Annotated in this window: 15 protein-coding genes; 6 read left to right on the forward strand and 9 right to left on the reverse strand. The window is 63.5% G+C overall.

Going from position 1 to position 15,377, the window contains the following annotated elements; all coding sequences use genetic code 11:
• Positions 1-11: 11 nt before the first annotated feature.
• The 4 genes from AC5SSZ_RS10910 to meaB form a co-directional block, all read right to left on the reverse strand.
• A complete protein-coding gene (locus AC5SSZ_RS10910; RefSeq protein WP_495438184.1) occupies positions 12-488 on the reverse strand; it encodes a copper chaperone PCu(A)C in 477 nt (158 codons plus the stop codon).
• Between the two features lie 55 nt (positions 489-543).
• Positions 544-897 (reverse strand): hypothetical protein, encoded by a 354-nt coding sequence (locus tag AC5SSZ_RS10915; RefSeq protein WP_495438185.1) that lies wholly within the window; start codon positions 895-897, stop codon positions 544-546.
• A 125-nt stretch (positions 898-1,022) separates the two neighbouring features.
• Entirely contained in the window at positions 1,023-1,313 is a 291-nt protein-coding gene (gene rpmB / locus AC5SSZ_RS10920; protein ID WP_065272959.1) for a 50S ribosomal protein L28, read from the reverse strand.
• Positions 1,314-1,568: 255 nt separating this feature from the next.
• Positions 1,569-2,546: a methylmalonyl Co-A mutase-associated GTPase MeaB gene (gene meaB / locus AC5SSZ_RS10925; protein WP_495438186.1), complete on the reverse strand. Its 978-nt coding sequence runs from the start codon at positions 2,544-2,546 to the stop codon at positions 1,569-1,571.
• A gap of 158 nt (positions 2,547-2,704) precedes the next feature.
• Here meaB and hrpB point away from each other — a divergent pair, with 158 nt between their 5' ends.
• Entirely contained in the window at positions 2,705-5,185 is a 2,481-nt protein-coding gene (hrpB, locus tag AC5SSZ_RS10930; RefSeq protein WP_495438187.1) for an ATP-dependent helicase HrpB, read from the forward strand.
• 135 nt (positions 5,186-5,320) lie between these two features.
• Here the strand turns inward: hrpB and AC5SSZ_RS10935 are convergent, their stop codons facing one another.
• Entirely contained in the window at positions 5,321-6,085 is a 765-nt protein-coding gene (locus AC5SSZ_RS10935) for an SDR family NAD(P)-dependent oxidoreductase (RefSeq protein WP_065272957.1), read from the reverse strand.
• A 244-nt stretch (positions 6,086-6,329) separates the two neighbouring features.
• Between AC5SSZ_RS10935 and AC5SSZ_RS10940 the strand changes: the two genes are divergently transcribed.
• Complete coding sequence (locus tag AC5SSZ_RS10940; RefSeq protein WP_065272956.1) at positions 6,330-6,788, forward strand: NUDIX hydrolase; 459 nt, start codon at positions 6,330-6,332, stop codon at positions 6,786-6,788.
• 118 nt (positions 6,789-6,906) lie between these two features.
• Positions 6,907-8,388: an inorganic phosphate transporter gene (locus AC5SSZ_RS10945; RefSeq protein ID WP_274830100.1), complete on the forward strand. Its 1,482-nt coding sequence runs from the start codon at positions 6,907-6,909 to the stop codon at positions 8,386-8,388.
• An 88-nt stretch (positions 8,389-8,476) separates the two neighbouring features.
• Here the strand turns inward: AC5SSZ_RS10945 and argF are convergent, their stop codons facing one another.
• Together argF and AC5SSZ_RS10955 are read right to left on the reverse strand one after the other, a co-directional pair.
• Positions 8,477-9,403 carry an ornithine carbamoyltransferase gene (gene argF, locus AC5SSZ_RS10950; protein WP_495438188.1) on the reverse strand — a complete coding sequence of 309 codons (927 nt, stop codon included), beginning with the start codon at positions 9,401-9,403 and terminating at the stop codon, positions 8,477-8,479.
• 73 nt (positions 9,404-9,476) lie between these two features.
• Positions 9,477-10,652 carry an aspartate aminotransferase family protein gene (locus AC5SSZ_RS10955; RefSeq protein ID WP_065273768.1) on the reverse strand — a complete coding sequence of 392 codons (1,176 nt, stop codon included), beginning with the start codon at positions 10,650-10,652 and terminating at the stop codon, positions 9,477-9,479.
• A gap of 362 nt (positions 10,653-11,014) precedes the next feature.
• Between AC5SSZ_RS10955 and AC5SSZ_RS10960 the strand changes: the two genes are divergently transcribed.
• Positions 11,015-11,902: a DMT family transporter gene (locus AC5SSZ_RS10960; RefSeq protein ID WP_065272954.1), complete on the forward strand. Its 888-nt coding sequence runs from the start codon at positions 11,015-11,017 to the stop codon at positions 11,900-11,902.
• Between the two features lie 9 nt (positions 11,903-11,911).
• On the opposite strand, the gene AC5SSZ_RS10965 is transcribed toward AC5SSZ_RS10960, so the two are convergent.
• Positions 11,912-12,730, reverse strand: a complete 819-nt coding sequence (locus tag AC5SSZ_RS10965; RefSeq protein ID WP_495438189.1) for an ABC transporter permease — start codon at positions 12,728-12,730, stop codon at positions 11,912-11,914.
• A 188-nt stretch (positions 12,731-12,918) separates the two neighbouring features.
• Between AC5SSZ_RS10965 and AC5SSZ_RS10970 the strand changes: the two genes are divergently transcribed.
• Positions 12,919-13,515: a GcrA family cell cycle regulator gene (locus AC5SSZ_RS10970; RefSeq protein ID WP_495438190.1), complete on the forward strand. Its 597-nt coding sequence runs from the start codon at positions 12,919-12,921 to the stop codon at positions 13,513-13,515.
• A gap of 132 nt (positions 13,516-13,647) precedes the next feature.
• Here the strand turns inward: AC5SSZ_RS10970 and AC5SSZ_RS10975 are convergent, their stop codons facing one another.
• Positions 13,648-14,166 carry a YHS domain-containing (seleno)protein gene (locus tag AC5SSZ_RS10975; protein ID WP_274830103.1) on the reverse strand — a complete coding sequence of 173 codons (519 nt, stop codon included), beginning with the start codon at positions 14,164-14,166 and terminating at the stop codon, positions 13,648-13,650.
• 310 nt (positions 14,167-14,476) lie between these two features.
• Here AC5SSZ_RS10975 and yghU point away from each other — a divergent pair, with 310 nt between their 5' ends.
• Positions 14,477-15,352 carry a glutathione-dependent disulfide-bond oxidoreductase gene (gene yghU, locus AC5SSZ_RS10980; protein ID WP_495438191.1) on the forward strand — a complete coding sequence of 292 codons (876 nt, stop codon included), beginning with the start codon at positions 14,477-14,479 and terminating at the stop codon, positions 15,350-15,352.
• Positions 15,353-15,377: the final 25 nt, after the last annotated feature.

Here is a 15,377-nt window from a genome sequence, read left to right on the forward strand (position 1 = left end):
ATTGGCGCTGATCAGTTGTTGTGCTTCATGCCGCCGTGACCGGGCTTGCGCTCCAGATCCACCGGCACCTCAACGTTGATTTCACCGGCTTTTTCAAAGACCAGCGTCAGCGGTACCACATCGCCGTGATGAAGGGTCTGGGTCAGCCCCAAAAACATGACGTGGTCGCCGCCCCGCTTCAGCATGTGCACCTCACCCGCCGGAATGGCAAAGCCTTCTTCCACGTGCACCATCTTCATGACACCGTTGGCATCGCCCTGGTGGGTGTGCAGTTCGACCCGCTCTGCCACGTCAGAACGCGCATCGATCAGCCGGTCATCAGCGCCGGTATCGTTCATGATCTGCATGAAGGCCGCGCCGCTGGCGGACATCTTGGTCGATACGCGTGCATAGGCGTCCTCAACCATCATACCGCCCGCCATGGCGGCCCCGGCAAGGGTGACTGCGGCTGCGCTGGTGGCGGCGAAAACGAGGGATTTCAAAGACATCTTGAGTCTCCTGTAGCAAAGTCTGTCTGATTTTCAGGGTGGTTTGGATTGGAAATCAGGCAGAGATCGGCGGGCCACGCGCCAGGGCGTATTGCCCGCAGGAGACGGGGATCAGGACTGTGCGATCGAGTGTCAGGTCCTGCAGAACCGGGCGCGCCGGGATTGGCAGCGCTTGCTGCACCGGCAGCCCAGCATCCAAGAGATGCATCACGCAGTCGGGACAATAATGCGGCGCCGGCACCGGTTGGCCGTCGCTGTCCACATAGATCGCCACCGGGCCGGTGCCCGTGCAGATCACGATCTGCCCTGAGGCATCCCGTGCCCCACGCATTGCGGCAGCGCTATGGGCGGTCAGCACCACAGCAAGGGACAGGAAGATCCCGATATATATCCGCAAACGTCGCATCATCAGCAGCAGATATGCCCCCGCGCAGGGGCGACCGCAAGCGGCATTCGGTCACGCCATGAACGGCAAAACGCCGCGCTGGGATGTCCAGCACGGCGTTTTACAAAATCAGATCGGTCTGAAGTGGATCAGGCCTCAGCAGCTTGTGCCTTGGCGATCTCTTTTTTCACTTTCAGAGCGGTTGCGGACAGCTCTTCGTCCTTGGCTTTTGCCAGGAATGCGTCCAGACCACCGCGGTGATCAACCGAGCGCAGGGCTGCGGCGGAAATCTTCAGCTTGACGCCACGGCCCAGAGTCTCGGACTGCAGGGTGACATCGTTCAGGTTCGGCAGAAACCGACGACGAGTGCGGTTCTTGGCGTGGCTGACATTGTTGCCAGTCATCGGGCCTTTTCCGGTCAGTTCGCAACGGCGCGACATAGGTTCATCCTTCGTATCTGGGGCGGCCTGCCGGACAAAACTCCGAATCTGCCGCCAAATCACAAGGGCGCGGCCATTGGCTGCGCCCGAAAACTGGTTGGATGCGTTTAGGAGGAATCGCTGACAGGGTCAAGCCATATGGCAGGGTTTTATCACCCACCCCGCCGGAAAGTGGCACAGCCCAGCCCAAACCCGACCAAACCCGGCCGTGCGCCCGGGACTTAAAGGTCTCCGCACCGCATCTGGCCAGCGGGTTTATTCCAGTCCCAGCCCCTTCAGCATGTCCCGCGCGGCTGCCGCAGGGGTCTGCTCTCCCGCAGCGACCGCATCCGACAGTTCCGCCATCCGGCCCTGCGCCCAGGGCGTTTCCAGCCTTGCCAGCATGGCCTGACGCACATCCTCGGCAAACCAATAGCGCGCCTGATCCGCCCGGGTTCGCGCCCAATGCCCCGTCTCGCGCCGCCAGCCCGACAGATGCTCGATATCGGCCCAAGCGGCCTCCAGCCCCTCCCGTGCCAGCGCCGAAACCATCATCGCCTTAGGAAAGCCTTCGGGATCCTGCGGACGCTTGCGCAGCAGCCGCAAGGCCCCGGCGTAATCGGCACAGGTGCGGGTGGCGGCGGGCTTTAGATCGCCGTCTGCCTTGTTGACCAGAATCATATCCGCCATTTCCATGATGCCGCGCTTGACACCCTGCAACTCATCACCGCCCGCCGGGGCCAGCAAGAGCAGGAACAGATCCGACATCTGCGCCACCACGGTTTCGGATTGCCCCACCCCGACGGTTTCGATCAGTACCACGTCAAAACCGGCCGCTTCGCACAAGGACACCGCCTCCCGGGTGCGACGGGCGACACCGCCCAGCGTGGTCTGGCTGGGCGATGGGCGAATGAACGCAGATTTCTGGCGGCTGAGATGCTCCATCCGGGTCTTGTCGCCCAGAATGGAACCGCCCGAACGGGTAGAACTGGGATCCACCGCCAGCACCGCCACCCGCAGGCCACGTTCGACCAGCATCATGCCGAAGGCCTCGATGAAGGTGGATTTGCCGACCCCAGGCGTGCCCGACAGGCCGATCCGCAAGGCCTGCCGTTCCGCTGTGGCCAGCCGCTCCAGCAGCGCCAGCGCTTGCTCCCGGTGATCGTCGCGCCCGCTTTCGACCAGAGTAATCGCCCGCGCCAGCGCGCGCCGGTCGCCTTGCAAAATCTTGTCACTCAGCTGCGCAATATCCATGCCAAAGCCCCTGTTCCGCGCCCCTTGCAGGGCCTCTGTCCGAAAGTTCCGCCTACTTGACGCAGGCAGGCCCGGATTGTCCAGTGCCGAGGCAGGCGCATTCAGCCGCAGCCGCCGCGCCTCTGGACCCGGCACGGGTCTTTGGCGATAAGGCTGCCATGATACGCCTGCCCATTGATGACGCCCTGCCCGATCTGATCGCCGCCCTGCGCAAGGGCGGCCGCGCCGTGCTGCAGGCCCCACCCGGCGCCGGCAAGACCACCAAGGTACCGCTTGCCATGCTCGAGGCCGGTCTCTGCGATGGGCGCATCGTCATGCTGGAGCCACGCCGCCTGGCCGCCCGCGCCGCCGCGGAACGCATGGCCGAAACCCTGGGCGAACGCCCCGGCGAAACCGTGGGCTACCGCATTCGCGGCGAGGCGAAGGTCAGCAAATCCACCCGGATCGAGGTCGTCACCGAAGGCATTCTGACACGGATGCTGCAATCGGACCCGGATCTGCCCGGCGTCGGAGCGGTGATCTTTGATGAATTCCACGAACGCTCGCTGAATGCCGATCTCGGCCTCGCGCTCTGTCTTGAGGTCGCGGGCGCCCTGCGCGACGATCTGATCCTGCTGGCGATGTCCGCAACGCTGGATGCCGCCCCCGTCAGCGCCCTGATGGAGGCGCCGCTCATCACCTCCGAAGGGCGCAGTTTCCCGGTGGAGACCCGCTGGCTCGATACCCCGCTTGGCCCCAAGGCCCGCCGCACCGATGCGCTGGTGGATCTGGTTACCCGCGCCGAGGCAGAAACCCGCAAGGAAGGCGGCGGTTTCCTCGTGTTCCTGCCCGGTGAAGGCGAAATCCGCCGTGCCGCTGCCGCACTCGAAAGTCGACTGCCCGGGAATTGCACGGTGCACCCCCTGTTTGGCGCCCTGCCCTTTGCCCAGCAGCGCGCTGCCATCCAGCCCGCGAAATCAGGGCGCAAGGTGGTGCTGGCGACCTCGATCGCGGAAACCTCGCTTACCATCGACGGGGTTCGTGTGGTGGTCGACATGGGACAATCGCGCCGCGCCCGCTTTGATCCGGGGTCCGGCATGTCGCGGCTGGTCACAGAAAAGGTTACCCGCGCCGAGGCAACCCAGCGGCAGGGTCGCGCAGGACGCGTCAGCGAAGGCATCTGTTACCGCCTCTGGACCAAAGGCGAGGAAGGCGCGCTTGCCGCCTTTCCCCCGGCGGAAATCGCATCCGCAGATCTGGCCAGTCTGGCGCTGGAACTGGCGCTCTGGGGCGCTGCCGCCGAGGATCTCGCCTTTCTGACACCGCCACCCGAGGGCGCCTTGCAGGAGGCCCGTAACCTGCTGAGCCTTTTGGGCGCGCTGGATGCACAGGGCCGCATCACCACCCACGGCAAGGCGCTGTCGGCGCTCCCCCTGCATCCGCGCCTTGGCCATATGCTGCTACGTGCGGGCCCTGATCAGGCCGCCCCTGCGGCAACACTGGCCGCATTGCTGGCCGAGCGCGATCCCCTGCGAGGCGCCCCGTCCGACCTGATGCTGCGGTTGGAAGCGCTGAAGGATCCCAAGGCCTTCCAGCGCAAACGCCCCCATCAACTCGCCTTGCCAGTGGTGGAGCGGATCCGCGCAGAGGCCCGCAGGCTGCAACAGCAACAGCGCAAGGCCCGCTCTGACGCGCCGGTGGTATCAGACCTGTCAGCAGCCGGGCTGGCCGCGCTCGCCTATCCCGACCGCATCGGACAGCGCCGCAAGGGCGATACGCCGCGCTATGTCCTGTCAGGGGGCAAGGGGGCGGTACTGTCGCCCGAGGACACGCTGGCCGCCGCGCCCTTCATCGTGGCGCTGGACACCGATGGTAACCCGCGCGAAGCAAAGATCCGCATGGCGGTGCAGATCGCCCTTGCCGATATTCGCGCGCTGTTTGCCGATCAGATCCGCTGGCAGGACAGTTGCGCCTGGTCCAAACGCGACCGCCGCGTCGTGGCCCGCAGCCAGGAGCGCCTTGGCAGTATCGTGCTGGATGATCGCATCTGGAAGGACGTCCCGCCCGAGGCCATCGCCAAAGCCATGCTCGACGGGGTGCGCGATCTGGGTTTGCGCCTCAGCGGTGCTGCCTCCCGGCTGGTGGCGCGGGTCGAGTTGCTGCGCGCCGATGGGCATGATCTGCCGGATTTCTCCGACGATGGGCTGATGGCAACGCTGGACGATTGGCTGCTGCCGATGCTGACCGGGGTGAAAACCGCGCAGGACTGGAAACAGTTCGACCTTCTGCCCGCCCTGCGGGCCGCCCTCAGCTGGGAGCAGACGCAGCTTCTGGACCGCGAAGCGCCGGGCCATTTCGTCACGCCGCTGGGCCGCAAGATCCCGATCGACTACGGGCAGGAGGTGCCGGAAATCGCGGTCCGTCTGCAAGAGATGTTCGGCGTGACCCGCCATCCGGCGGTGGGCGGTGTGCCGCTGAAGGTGACGCTGCTGTCCCCCGCACAGCGCCCGATCCAGATCACCCGCGATCTGCCAGGGTTCTGGGCGGGGTCCTATGCGGACGTGCGCAAGGACATGCGCGCCCAATATCCCAAACATCCCTGGCCCGAAGATCCGACCGGTGCCGATCCAACCCTGCGGGCCAACCGGCGCAAATCCTGAGAGGTCCCCGGGCGAAAAAATCATCGCGCCGGAGCAGCGCGCCCCTGCGCGCTGCTATGCCCAACGGCGGAGGCCGCATCTTTGATGCGGCAGATCGCGGGCGGGAGCCCCCCCTCTGCTAGAGCACCGGCCAGCTCAATCCTTTGCCGCGTCCGCGCGCAGCGCAGGCAGGCCGATCCCGGTGGCCTCGAACCCGCCATCGGCGGCCAGCACCTGACCGGTGATGAAACTCGCCTTCTCTGACAGCAGGAAATTGATCGCCGCTGCGATCTCCTCTTCCTTGCCATACCGGTTCAGCGGCAGCGCATCATGATAGGCGGCAATGATCTCTGGGCTGTGCACCGCCATCGCCAGCTTGGTCGCCACCGGTCCCGGCGCCACCGCGTTGACGCGAATCCCGATCTCGCCCAGCTCTGCCGCCTGTTGCAGCGTCAGCTGCGCCAATGCCGCCTTGGAGGTACCATAGGCCACCCGCAGGGTGCTGGCGCGCAGGCCCGAAATCGAAGTGATATTCACCACCGCCCCGCCACCATCCGCAGCGAGCAGATCGGTAAAGGCCTGGGTCATCAGGAAGGGACCATCCAGATTGGTCTCCATCACCCGGCGCCACCGTTCAAAGGTAGTCTCGCGGATCGGGCCGAAATCGGCGACGCCCGCGTTGTTCACCAGCCCGTCGAGCCGCCCGAAGGCTGCCGTGATCTCCGCGACAGCCCGCTCTACATCCTCGGGGCGCGAAACATCCGCATTGATCAGGGTAAGGCCTGCCACCTCTTTCCCGGCCGCCTCCAGCGCTTCGCTATCGCGGTCCAGGATCGCCACCTGCCAACCCTCAGCCAGCAGCCCCTTCGCCGTCGCCAGCCCGATCCCGCGTGCCCCACCGGTCACTAATGCAGCTTTCATCCTTGTCCCCTCCCGCTTTCTTGCTCTGATGGCCTTGCAGCCGGTACCATGTCGAACCCTGGCGCGTCTTTGCCGCCTGCCCGGCTGTTGCGGAAAAAGTTCACAATTCAGAGACGAACTCAAGACACCATTGTAAATTCGCCTTTGGGACATATGTTGTGGTCAACCCCAAATTTACTACCATCTCCCCGTCCGGTTTCCGGCCCGGGGCAAAAGCATAACAAGAAACGAAAGCAGTTCAGGCATGACAACACTCCTCGCCAAGGCTTGGGAAGAGGTATTGCGCCCCCTTATTTTCCGCCCAAAGCGGATTCAGGTGGCAGCCCTGTGCTATCGTACCACCAAATCCGGAAAAGACGTGCTGATGATCACCAGCCGCGGCACCGGCCGCTGGATCATCCCCAAGGGCTGGCCCATCAAGGGCAAGAACGGCCCCGAATCCGCCCTGCAAGAGGCTTGGGAAGAGGCCGGCGTTGCCGACGCCCGGATCACCTCTGCCCCGCAGGGCAGCTATCACTACGTCAAGGAACGCGACAACGGCACCCGGCAGCCAGTGGAAACGCTGGTCTATATCGCCGAGGTCCAGCGCATCAAGGATGACTACCCGGAATCCGATCAACGCAAACGTGTCTGGATGCCCGCGCAAGACGCGGCAAACCTGGTCCGGGAACCGGATCTGCAGTCGATCCTGCGACAATTGTAACAGTTTTATGATGGAATCGTGACACCGGCCTTGCGCCAATGGTGACGCGACGCTACCCGGTGGCCGACTCTTTTCGGCACAGCCGTCTGGCTGGGCATTTGGCATGGGGAACGGCGACATGAGCGAAAAACCCGATAGCAAGCACTGGGAAACCCTCGACAGGGACCTCAACCGGATCTCTCAGCTGGAGCTGGCAACCGCCTATGTCTCCCGCCCCTTGGTCGGTCCCGGCATCTCGCTGGCCTTCATCGTACTGGCTGGTGCTGCGGCTGCCGTTTTCCTCGGCGGCACGCCCGGTAATTTCATCGTCATCGCCGCTGCGATCTTTGGCGCCTATATGGCGCTCAACATTGGCGCCAACGATGTTGCCAACAACATGGGACCAGCCGTGGGCGCCAACGCCCTCACCATGGGCGGCGCCATCCTGATCGCTGCCATCGCCGAAAGCGCCGGTGCCCTCCTCGCCGGGGGCGATGTGGTCTCCACAATCTCAAAGGGCATCATCGATCCCGCCACCGTGGCCACGGCGGATGTGTTCATATGGGCGATGATGGCGGCGCTGGTGTCCTCGGCGCTCTGGGTCAATCTGGCCACCTGGATCGGCGCGCCGGTCTCCACCACCCATTCGGTGGTCGGCGGCGTCATGGGCGCGGGCATTGCTGCCGCAGGCATGTCCGCGGTCAACTGGGCCACCATGGGCAAGATCGCGGCCAGCTGGGTCATCTCCCCGGTTCTGGGCGGCGTCATCGCGGCGCTGTTTCTGGCGGTGATCAAGGCCAAGGTGATCTATCAGGACGACAAGATCGCCGCCGCGCGCCGCTGGGTTCCGATCCTTGTCGCCATCATGGCCGGCGCCTTTGCTGCCTATCTGGCCCTCAAGGGTCTGAAGCGGATTATCAAGATCGATCTGGAAATCGCCCTTTTGATCGGCCTTGGCTTTGCCGTGGCAAGCTATCTGATCACCAAGCCGCTGATCGCGCGCCAGTCCGTGGGACTTGAGAACCGTAACAAGTCCCTGAAAATCCTGTTCCGCATCCCGCTGGTGATTTCCGCCGCGCTGCTGTCCTTTGCCCATGGCGCCAACGATGTGGCCAATGCTGTGGGTCCGCTCGCGGCCATCGTGCATGCGGCAGAGTTCGGGGATTTCGCCGCCAAGGTGGCTATCCCGACCTGGGTGATGGTGATCGGTGCCTTCGGCATTTCCTTTGGCCTGTTCCTGTTTGGCCCGAAACTGATCCGGATGGTCGGCAGCCAGATCACCAAGCTGAACCCGATGCGCGCCTACTGCGTGTCGCTTTCGGCAGCCATCACGGTGATCGTCGCCAGCTGGCTGGGCCTGCCGGTGTCTTCGACCCATATCGCGGTCGGCGCGGTCTTTGGCGTTGGCTTCTTTCGCGAATGGCACGCCGAGAACCGGTTGCGCAAATTCTCGCTGCAGCGTCCGGAGGAACTGCGCATCGCCCCCGAGGAGCGCCGCCGCCGCAAGCTGGTGCGCCGCAGCCATTTCATGACCATCGTGGCCGCCTGGGTGATCACCGTGCCCGCCGCGGCACTGCTGTCCGGTGTTACCTTCTGGCTGCTGACGACGATCATTCGCTAAGCCTCAGCCAGGCACGAACTCGAAAAAGAAAACCCCTCGCCGCTGGTCTGCGGCGAGGGGTTTTACATTGCAGAGACTAGGTGACGGCTCAGACGCCGAGGCACCAACGCATCACTGCCTTTTGTGCGTGCAGGCGGTTCTCGGCCTCGTCAAAGATCACCGATTGCGGACCATCCATTACGGCAGAGGTCACTTCCTCTTCACGGTGGGCAGGCAGGCAGTGCATGAACAGGGCGTCGTCCTTGGCATGGGCCATCAGCGCGTCATTCACCTGATAGGGGCGCAGCATGTTGTGGCGCCGCTCTTTCGAGGACTGGCTGTCATGCATGGAAACCCAGGTGTCCGCCACAACCAGATCGGCGCCCTCCACGGCCCTGACCGGGTCGCGTTCGATCACGACCTTCGATCCTGCCTTGCGCGCCAGACCGACGAATTCATCCTCGGGGTCCAGCTGCGCCGGGCCGGTAAAGGTCAGGTCAAACCCGAATTGTCCCGCCGCATGCAGGAAGGAGGCGCAGACATTGTTGCCGTCGCCGGTCCAGACCACCTTCTTGCCTTTGATCGGGCCGCGGTGCTCTTCATAGGTCAGGATATCGGCCATGATCTGACAGGGGTGGGTGCGGTCGGTCAGACCATTGATCACCGGCACATCAGCATATTCCGACATTTCGATCAGCACCGATTCATCAAAGGTCCGGATCATGATCAGATCCACATAGCGCGACAACACGCGGGCAGTGTCGGCGATGGTTTCACCGTGGCCCAGCTGCATGTCGTTGCCCGACAGAACCATGGTTTGCCCGCCCATCTGGCGCACGCCAACATCAAAGGAAACGCGGGTCCGGGTCGATGGCTTTTCAAAGATCAGCGCCACCATGCGCCCGTCCAGCGGCTGTTCGTCATCGGGGGCGCCTTTTGGGCGGCCCAGGCGCGCCTGCTTCATCGCGCCGGCCTGATCGATGATGCCCCGCAGGGCCGCTGCATCGGTTTTGTGGATATCAAGAAAATGGTTCATGTCTTGTCACTTTTTGTCAGGGTGAAGACGGGGGCGCATCCCCCGCCTTCGCAATTGGATCTGTAGGGTCCGCTCAGGCCGCAGCGACTTGTTTGGCCGCCTTCTCAAGACGCTGAAGCGCCTCGGCGATATCCTCGTCGGTCAGGTTCAGGGGCGGCAGGAGGCGGATCACATTGTCAGCCGCCGGAACGGTGACGACCTCGTTATCATAGCCCGCGTTGACCACATCGATGTTCACCGCCTTACACTTGAGGCCCAGCATCAGCCCCGATCCGCGTACTTCTTCGAAGACCTCGGGATGGCTGGCCACCAGCCCCTCCAGCTTCTGGCGCAGCAGGCCCGCCTTGCGGTTCACCTCGGCCAGGAAATCCGGATCGGCGACCGCATCCATCACCGCGCAGCCCACCGCGCAGCCCAGCGGGTTGCCGCCGTAGGTGGAGCCATGGGTGCCCGCGGTCATGCCGCTGGCCGCATCCTCGGTCGCCAGCACCGCGCCAAGCGGGAAACCTCCGCCGATGCCCTTGGCCACCATCATGATGTCAGGAGTAATGCCCGCCCATTCATGGGCAAAGAGTTTGCCAGTCCGGCCCACGCCGCACTGAACCTCGTCAAGGATCAGCAGAATGCCGTGTTCGTCGCAAAGATCCCGCAGACCTTTCATGCAGGTATCGGGCAGCGGGCGAATACCGCCCTCCCCCTGTACCGGCTCGATCAGGATCGCAGCGGTCTTGTCATTGATCGCCGCCGCCACCGCGTCGTGATCATTCCACGGCAAGTGCACAAAGCCCGGCAGCAGCGGACCAAAGCCCTTGGTCATCTTTTCCGAGCCCGCCGCCGCGATACCCGCAGAGGACCGGCCGTGGAAGGACCCTTCGAAGGTGATGATCTCGACCCGGTCGGGCTGGCCCTTGTCGTAGAAATACTTGCGCGCCATCTTCACCGCCAATTCGCAGCTTTCGGTGCCCGAATTGGTGAAAAAGACCGTATCGGCAAAGGTCGTTTCGACCAGCTTGTCCGCCAGCGCCTGCTGTTGCGGGATCTGATAAAGGTTGGACACATGCCACAGGTTCTGCGCCTGGGAGGTCAGCGCCTCAACCAGGGCCGGATGGGCATGGCCCAACGCATTCACCGCGATCCCGGCGCCCAGATCCAGGAATCGGCGCCCGTCGGCCTCGATCAGCCAGGCGCCTTCGCCTTTGACGAACTGAAGCGGAGCACGATTGTAAGTCGGCAGAACGGACGGGATCATCAGGATCATCCTTTTTGAAACATTGAGGCCAAAGCTGTGCATAGCCGGGCCGGAGGGTCAATACTGTAGTCGGAGGGGGTTTGTACCATCATCGCGGCACAGGGGATCAAAGGCGCCACAGGGGCACTGGGGCTGCGGTTTACGCAGTCCAGCGTCGGCGTCGAAGCGCAGAGATATGTGCACGTTTGATCATGGAATGGGTCCATAAGGGAGCTTTGCGCAAAAAGGAACCCCTTTTGTGCAGCCCGCCTGAACAATTCGGCGGCGCCGCCAGTATTCGGCCTTCGGGCCCCGCGGTAACTTCACCGTTGACCGCGCTTTTTTCCCTTGCATGTCCGCGGGCGTGGGCGCACCGATTGCGCATGAAAACTCCGACACCGCAAAATCCGATGCTGGCCGCCGCGCTGATCCTGTTGGCAACCGCCTTTATTGCGGCGACAACGCTGATGGCGAAATCGCTGGGCACCGATGCTCTCGGCCCGGCGCTGCATCCGCTGCAGATCTCGCACGGGCGGTTTATCTTTGCTTTCGTGGTGATCTCCTCGGTGTTGGCGCTGGTGCGCCCCCGGCTGACCCGGCCACACTGGGGGCTGCATATCGGACGTACCGCCTTTGGCTGGGGCGGTGTGACGCTGATGTTTGCCGCTGTTGCCTATATCCCGCTGGCCGATGCCACGGCGATCACCTTTCTCAACCCGGTGTTCTGCATGCTACTGGCGATCCCCCTTCTGGGCGAGCGCGTCGGCCCCTGGCGCTGGGGCGCGGCGGGGATCGCCTTTATCGGCGCGATGATCCTGCTCCGCCCGGCACCCGAGAGCTTTCAGCCAGCGGCCCTTCTGGCACTTGGCGCGGCAGCGGTGATGGGGCTGGAGCTGATCTTTATCAAGAAACTATCGGGGCGCGAGGCGCCCTTGCAGATCCTGTGGTTCAACAACGGCATTGGTGTTCTCATCGCCAGCCTGGCGGTGCTGCCGGTCTGGCAGATGCCAACGCCAATGCAATGGGGCGCGCTGGCGGCACTGGGCGCGCTGATGGCCTGCGCGCAGGCCTGTTTCATCAACGGCATGGCGCGCGGGGATGCCTCTTTCGTGGCGCCCTTCAGCTATGCCACGCTGATTTTTGCCGCGTGTTACGACTTCCTCGGCTTTGGCGTAGTACCGGACGGGGTGACCGTTCTTGGCGCCTGCGTCATCCTGACAGGCGCCGCCATTCTGGCCTGGCGCGAGGGACGCCAGGCAAAACCGGCCTGAGGCCGCCCTTTATGCCTTCAGGCGATAACCCCGGCGCAGCATCGACCAAGCCAGCAGGCTGATGGCGACCGTGGCGCCAATGCAAACCGTCGCACCCAGCAGCGGCGAGCTGTCGGAGGTGCCGATCACCCCGTAGCGCACGCCGTCGATCAGGTAGAACACCGGGTTGGCATGGGAAATCGCCTGCAGCACCGGCGGCAGCGACTCGACCGAATAGAAAGTGCCCGACAGAAAGGCCAGCGGCGTCACGATGAAGTTGGTGATCGCGGCCATCTGGTCGAACTTGTCCGCGAAAACACCGGCGACGATGCCCAGCCCGCCCAGGAACGCCGCGCCCATCACGATGAAGAACAGCGCGACCAGCGGATGTGCGGGCAGGATCTGCAACACCAGCATCAGCCCCAGCCCGATGGCCAGCGCCACCACCACACCGCGCGCGATGGCCCCGGCAAGGTAACCCAGCAGCATCTCAAGCCCCGACAACGGCGGCATCAGCGTATCGACGATATTGCCCTGCACCTTGGAAATCACGATCGAGGAGGAGGTATTGGCAAAAGCGTTCTGGATCACGGTCATCATCATGATCCCCGGCGCCAGGAAGGTCAGGAAGGGCACCCCCATCACATCGCCACGCTTCGGTCCGATCGCGATGTTGAAGATCATCAGGAACAGCGCCGCCGTCATCAGCGGCGCCAGCAGCGTCTGGGTCCAGACCACTGAGAACCGCTTGATCTCGCGCATCGCCAGCGTCTGCAGCCCCAGCCAGTTCACCCGACCGAACCGGCGCTCTCCCATTCCGACCCGGTATTCTGTTTCCGTCTCTGCCATGGTGCTTTCCTCGTTCCAGTCTTATGCGTGCTCCGGCGTGCCGCCCGTGCCCCATCTGCATACCTGCTGCATCCGCAGGTGCAAGACGCCTTGTAACTCGGGCCGCAGTGATTAAAATAGGCGTTTATATCGGAACTCGATGGCGGCCGCAGGATTCTGGGGCCGCTTTCAGCTTGGAAAGGCAACATATGTCCTGGACAGACGAGCGCGTCGAATTGCTCAAGAAAATGTGGGGCGAAGGTCAGTCGGCCAGCCAGATCGCCAAGGAGCTGGGCGGGGTCACCCGCAACGCCGTGATTGGCAAGGTACACCGCCTCGGCCTGTCCAACCGCGCAGCCGGTGGCGCCAAAGCCGCCGAGCCCAAGGAAAAGCCAGCAGCCGCAGCCGCTGCCAAACCGGCGCCCAAGCCAAAACCACAGCCAAAGACGGAACCGGCCCGCCCGGCAACCCCGCCGCCTGCGGCCGCCGCAAGCGCGCCCGAAACCAAGGCCGCCATTCCGGCCCGCAAGCAGATCATCCCCGCAGGCCAACCGCTGCCGCCGCAGCCTTCGGCCAATGAGATCAGCCCCGAGGCCCTGGCCAAGGTCAACGAGATCGAAAAGAAAGCCAAGAAACTGACGCTGATGGAGCTGACCGAACGCACCTGCAAATGGCCCGTGGGTGATCCCGCGACCGAGGATTTCTGGTTCTGCGGCCTGCCCGTTCAGCAAGGCAAACCCTATTGCGAAGCCCACGTCGGCGTTGCCTTCCAGCCCATGAGCTCCCGCCGCGACCGCAAACGGTAATCGGCTCCGGGCCCACTGCCCGCGTTTCGGACCATTTCCCCAATCAAAAAAGCCCCGCCGTTCCCGTGCGGGGCTTTTTATTGTCACATGTAATTTCGCTGGGCCCCTGCAATAGGGCAGCCCCGCTGCCGCTCAGTGCCCCTCAGGCGCAGAGGACTCGAAATTCGGAATGACCCGCTCCGAGGCTTCGTCCGGCTCGATCCCCGGCCAGTTGCCTTCTGCGATGTTGATATTGCCGGGGATGTCCTCTTCCCAGAAGCCCACCACGTTTTTGGTGATGTTGAGGTACAGCTTGTCATCCACGATGCGCCACAGGTTCGGGTTGGCCGGCACCTTGCCGCCCTTGGACACCCCATAGGCGCAGTGCCCGTCATACTGCGGCGCGTAGTATTCAGGGTTCTTCAGGAACATCTCGCGGTTCTCCTCGCTGGCAAAGGCAAAGCGGGCGCCGTTGTATTCGGCAACGATATCCGCCCGGCCCGGCACCGCCGCAGGCTGCACCTCGCCCACCGGCACCTGGGTGAGGCTGCGATAGGCAACCACGTCATAGCCGGAAACCGCAAAACCGGTGCCGTCGATATATTGCTCCCCTGCAAAGGCAGAGCTTCCAATTGTCAGGGCCGCGATGGCAGCCAGTGCAAAACGTTTCATGTCTTGATCCTTTCCTCATTCGGCACCGATCCGGGACATGACGTGTCACAGGGGGATCCTGCTCCACCGGTCTGCCGATCCACTACAGTCCTATCTACAATATCCGGCGCAGACCCTTTGCGAAGGGGCGCTCACGCGGCTGTGTCCCTGCGTGACCGCAGGCCGGGATCTGCACGGTTGCACCAAAAAGATTGCGCCCACACCTTCCAGTCATTGGAATTTTTGACGAGTATCCTACGTCAGAGACGTCAATCAGAACCGGGCGCGCCCTGCGCCGCCCGCCACCACACATAGAACAGGGCCCATCCACATGAGTGATACAAGCTATACCCCGCCGAAAGTCTGGACTTGGGAACAGGAAAGCGGCGGACGCTTTGCCTCGATCAACCGTCCCATCGCAGGCGCCACCCACGACAAGGAACTGCCGGTCGGAAAGCATCCCTTCCAGCTCTACTCGCTGGCCACCCCCAATGGCGTCAAGGTCACGGTGATGTTCGAAGAGCTGCTGGCCAAGGGGCACAGCGGCGCGGAATACGATGCCTGGCTGATCAACATCGGCGAAGGCGATCAGTTCGGATCGGGGTTTGTCGACATCAACCCCAACTCCAAGATTCCCGCCCTGATGGACCGCAGCGGCGACGCCCCGGTGCGGGTGTTTGAATCGGGCTCGATCCTGGTGCATCTGGCGGAAAAATTCGGGGAATTCCTGCCCGCCTCCGGGCCTGAGCGCACCGAAGTGATGAACTGGCTGTTCTGGCAGATGGGCAGCGCGCCTTATCTGGGCGGCGGCTTTGGCCATTTCTACGCCTATGCGCCGGAAAAATGGCAATACCCGATCGACCGTTTCGCCATGGAAACCAAGCGTCAGCTGGACGTGCTGGAACGCCAGCTTGATGGCAACGCGTTCATCGCCGGGGATAACTACAGCATCGCCGACATGGCGATCTGGGCCTGGTACGGCCAGTTGGTGCTGGGCCGCCTGTACGATGCGGCAGAGTTCCTCGACGTAGCGAGCTACACCAATGTGGTGCGCTGGGCCAAGGATATCGACGCCCGCCCGGCGGTCAGCCGCGGCCGTATGGTCAACCGCGCCTTTGGCGAATTGCACACCCAGCTGCGCGAACGTCACGACGCCGGTGATTTCGACACCCGCACCCAAGACAAGCTGGAAACCGAAAACAGCTGAGACTGACAGCCAGCGGACGCGGGCG

This window comes from Phaeobacter sp. CC-HEC084 (assembly GCF_059429255.1).

Coding starts and splice junctions, on each gene's coding strand:
- AC5SSZ_RS10935 (WP_065272957.1), bottom strand. CDS start 6,085: ATGAAAGCTGCATTAGTGACCGGTGGGGCACGCGGGATCGGGCTGGCG.
- rpmB (WP_065272959.1), bottom strand. CDS start 1,313: ATGTCGCGCCGTTGCGAACTGACCGGAAAAGGCCCGATGACTGGCAAC.
- AC5SSZ_RS10945 (WP_274830100.1), top strand. CDS start 6,907: ATGAGCGAAAAACCCGATAGCAAGCACTGGGAAACCCTCGACAGGGAC.
- AC5SSZ_RS10940 (WP_065272956.1), top strand. CDS start 6,330: ATGACAACACTCCTCGCCAAGGCTTGGGAAGAGGTATTGCGCCCCCTT.
- hrpB (WP_495438187.1), top strand. CDS start 2,705: ATGATACGCCTGCCCATTGATGACGCCCTGCCCGATCTGATCGCCGCC.
- AC5SSZ_RS10965 (WP_495438189.1), bottom strand. CDS start 12,730: ATGGCAGAGACGGAAACAGAATACCGGGTCGGAATGGGAGAGCGCCGG.
- AC5SSZ_RS10915 (WP_495438185.1), bottom strand. CDS start 897: ATGATGCGACGTTTGCGGATATATATCGGGATCTTCCTGTCCCTTGCT.
- AC5SSZ_RS10955 (WP_065273768.1), bottom strand. CDS start 10,652: ATGATCCCGTCCGTTCTGCCGACTTACAATCGTGCTCCGCTTCAGTTC.
- argF (WP_495438188.1), bottom strand. CDS start 9,403: ATGAACCATTTTCTTGATATCCACAAAACCGATGCAGCGGCCCTGCGG.
- AC5SSZ_RS10960 (WP_065272954.1), top strand. CDS start 11,015: ATGAAAACTCCGACACCGCAAAATCCGATGCTGGCCGCCGCGCTGATC.
- AC5SSZ_RS10910 (WP_495438184.1), bottom strand. CDS start 488: ATGTCTTTGAAATCCCTCGTTTTCGCCGCCACCAGCGCAGCCGCAGTC.
- yghU (WP_495438191.1), top strand. CDS start 14,477: ATGAGTGATACAAGCTATACCCCGCCGAAAGTCTGGACTTGGGAACAG.
- AC5SSZ_RS10975 (WP_274830103.1), bottom strand. CDS start 14,166: ATGAAACGTTTTGCACTGGCTGCCATCGCGGCCCTGACAATTGGAAGC.
- meaB (WP_495438186.1), bottom strand. CDS start 2,546: ATGGATATTGCGCAGCTGAGTGACAAGATTTTGCAAGGCGACCGGCGC.
- AC5SSZ_RS10970 (WP_495438190.1), top strand. CDS start 12,919: ATGTCCTGGACAGACGAGCGCGTCGAATTGCTCAAGAAAATGTGGGGC.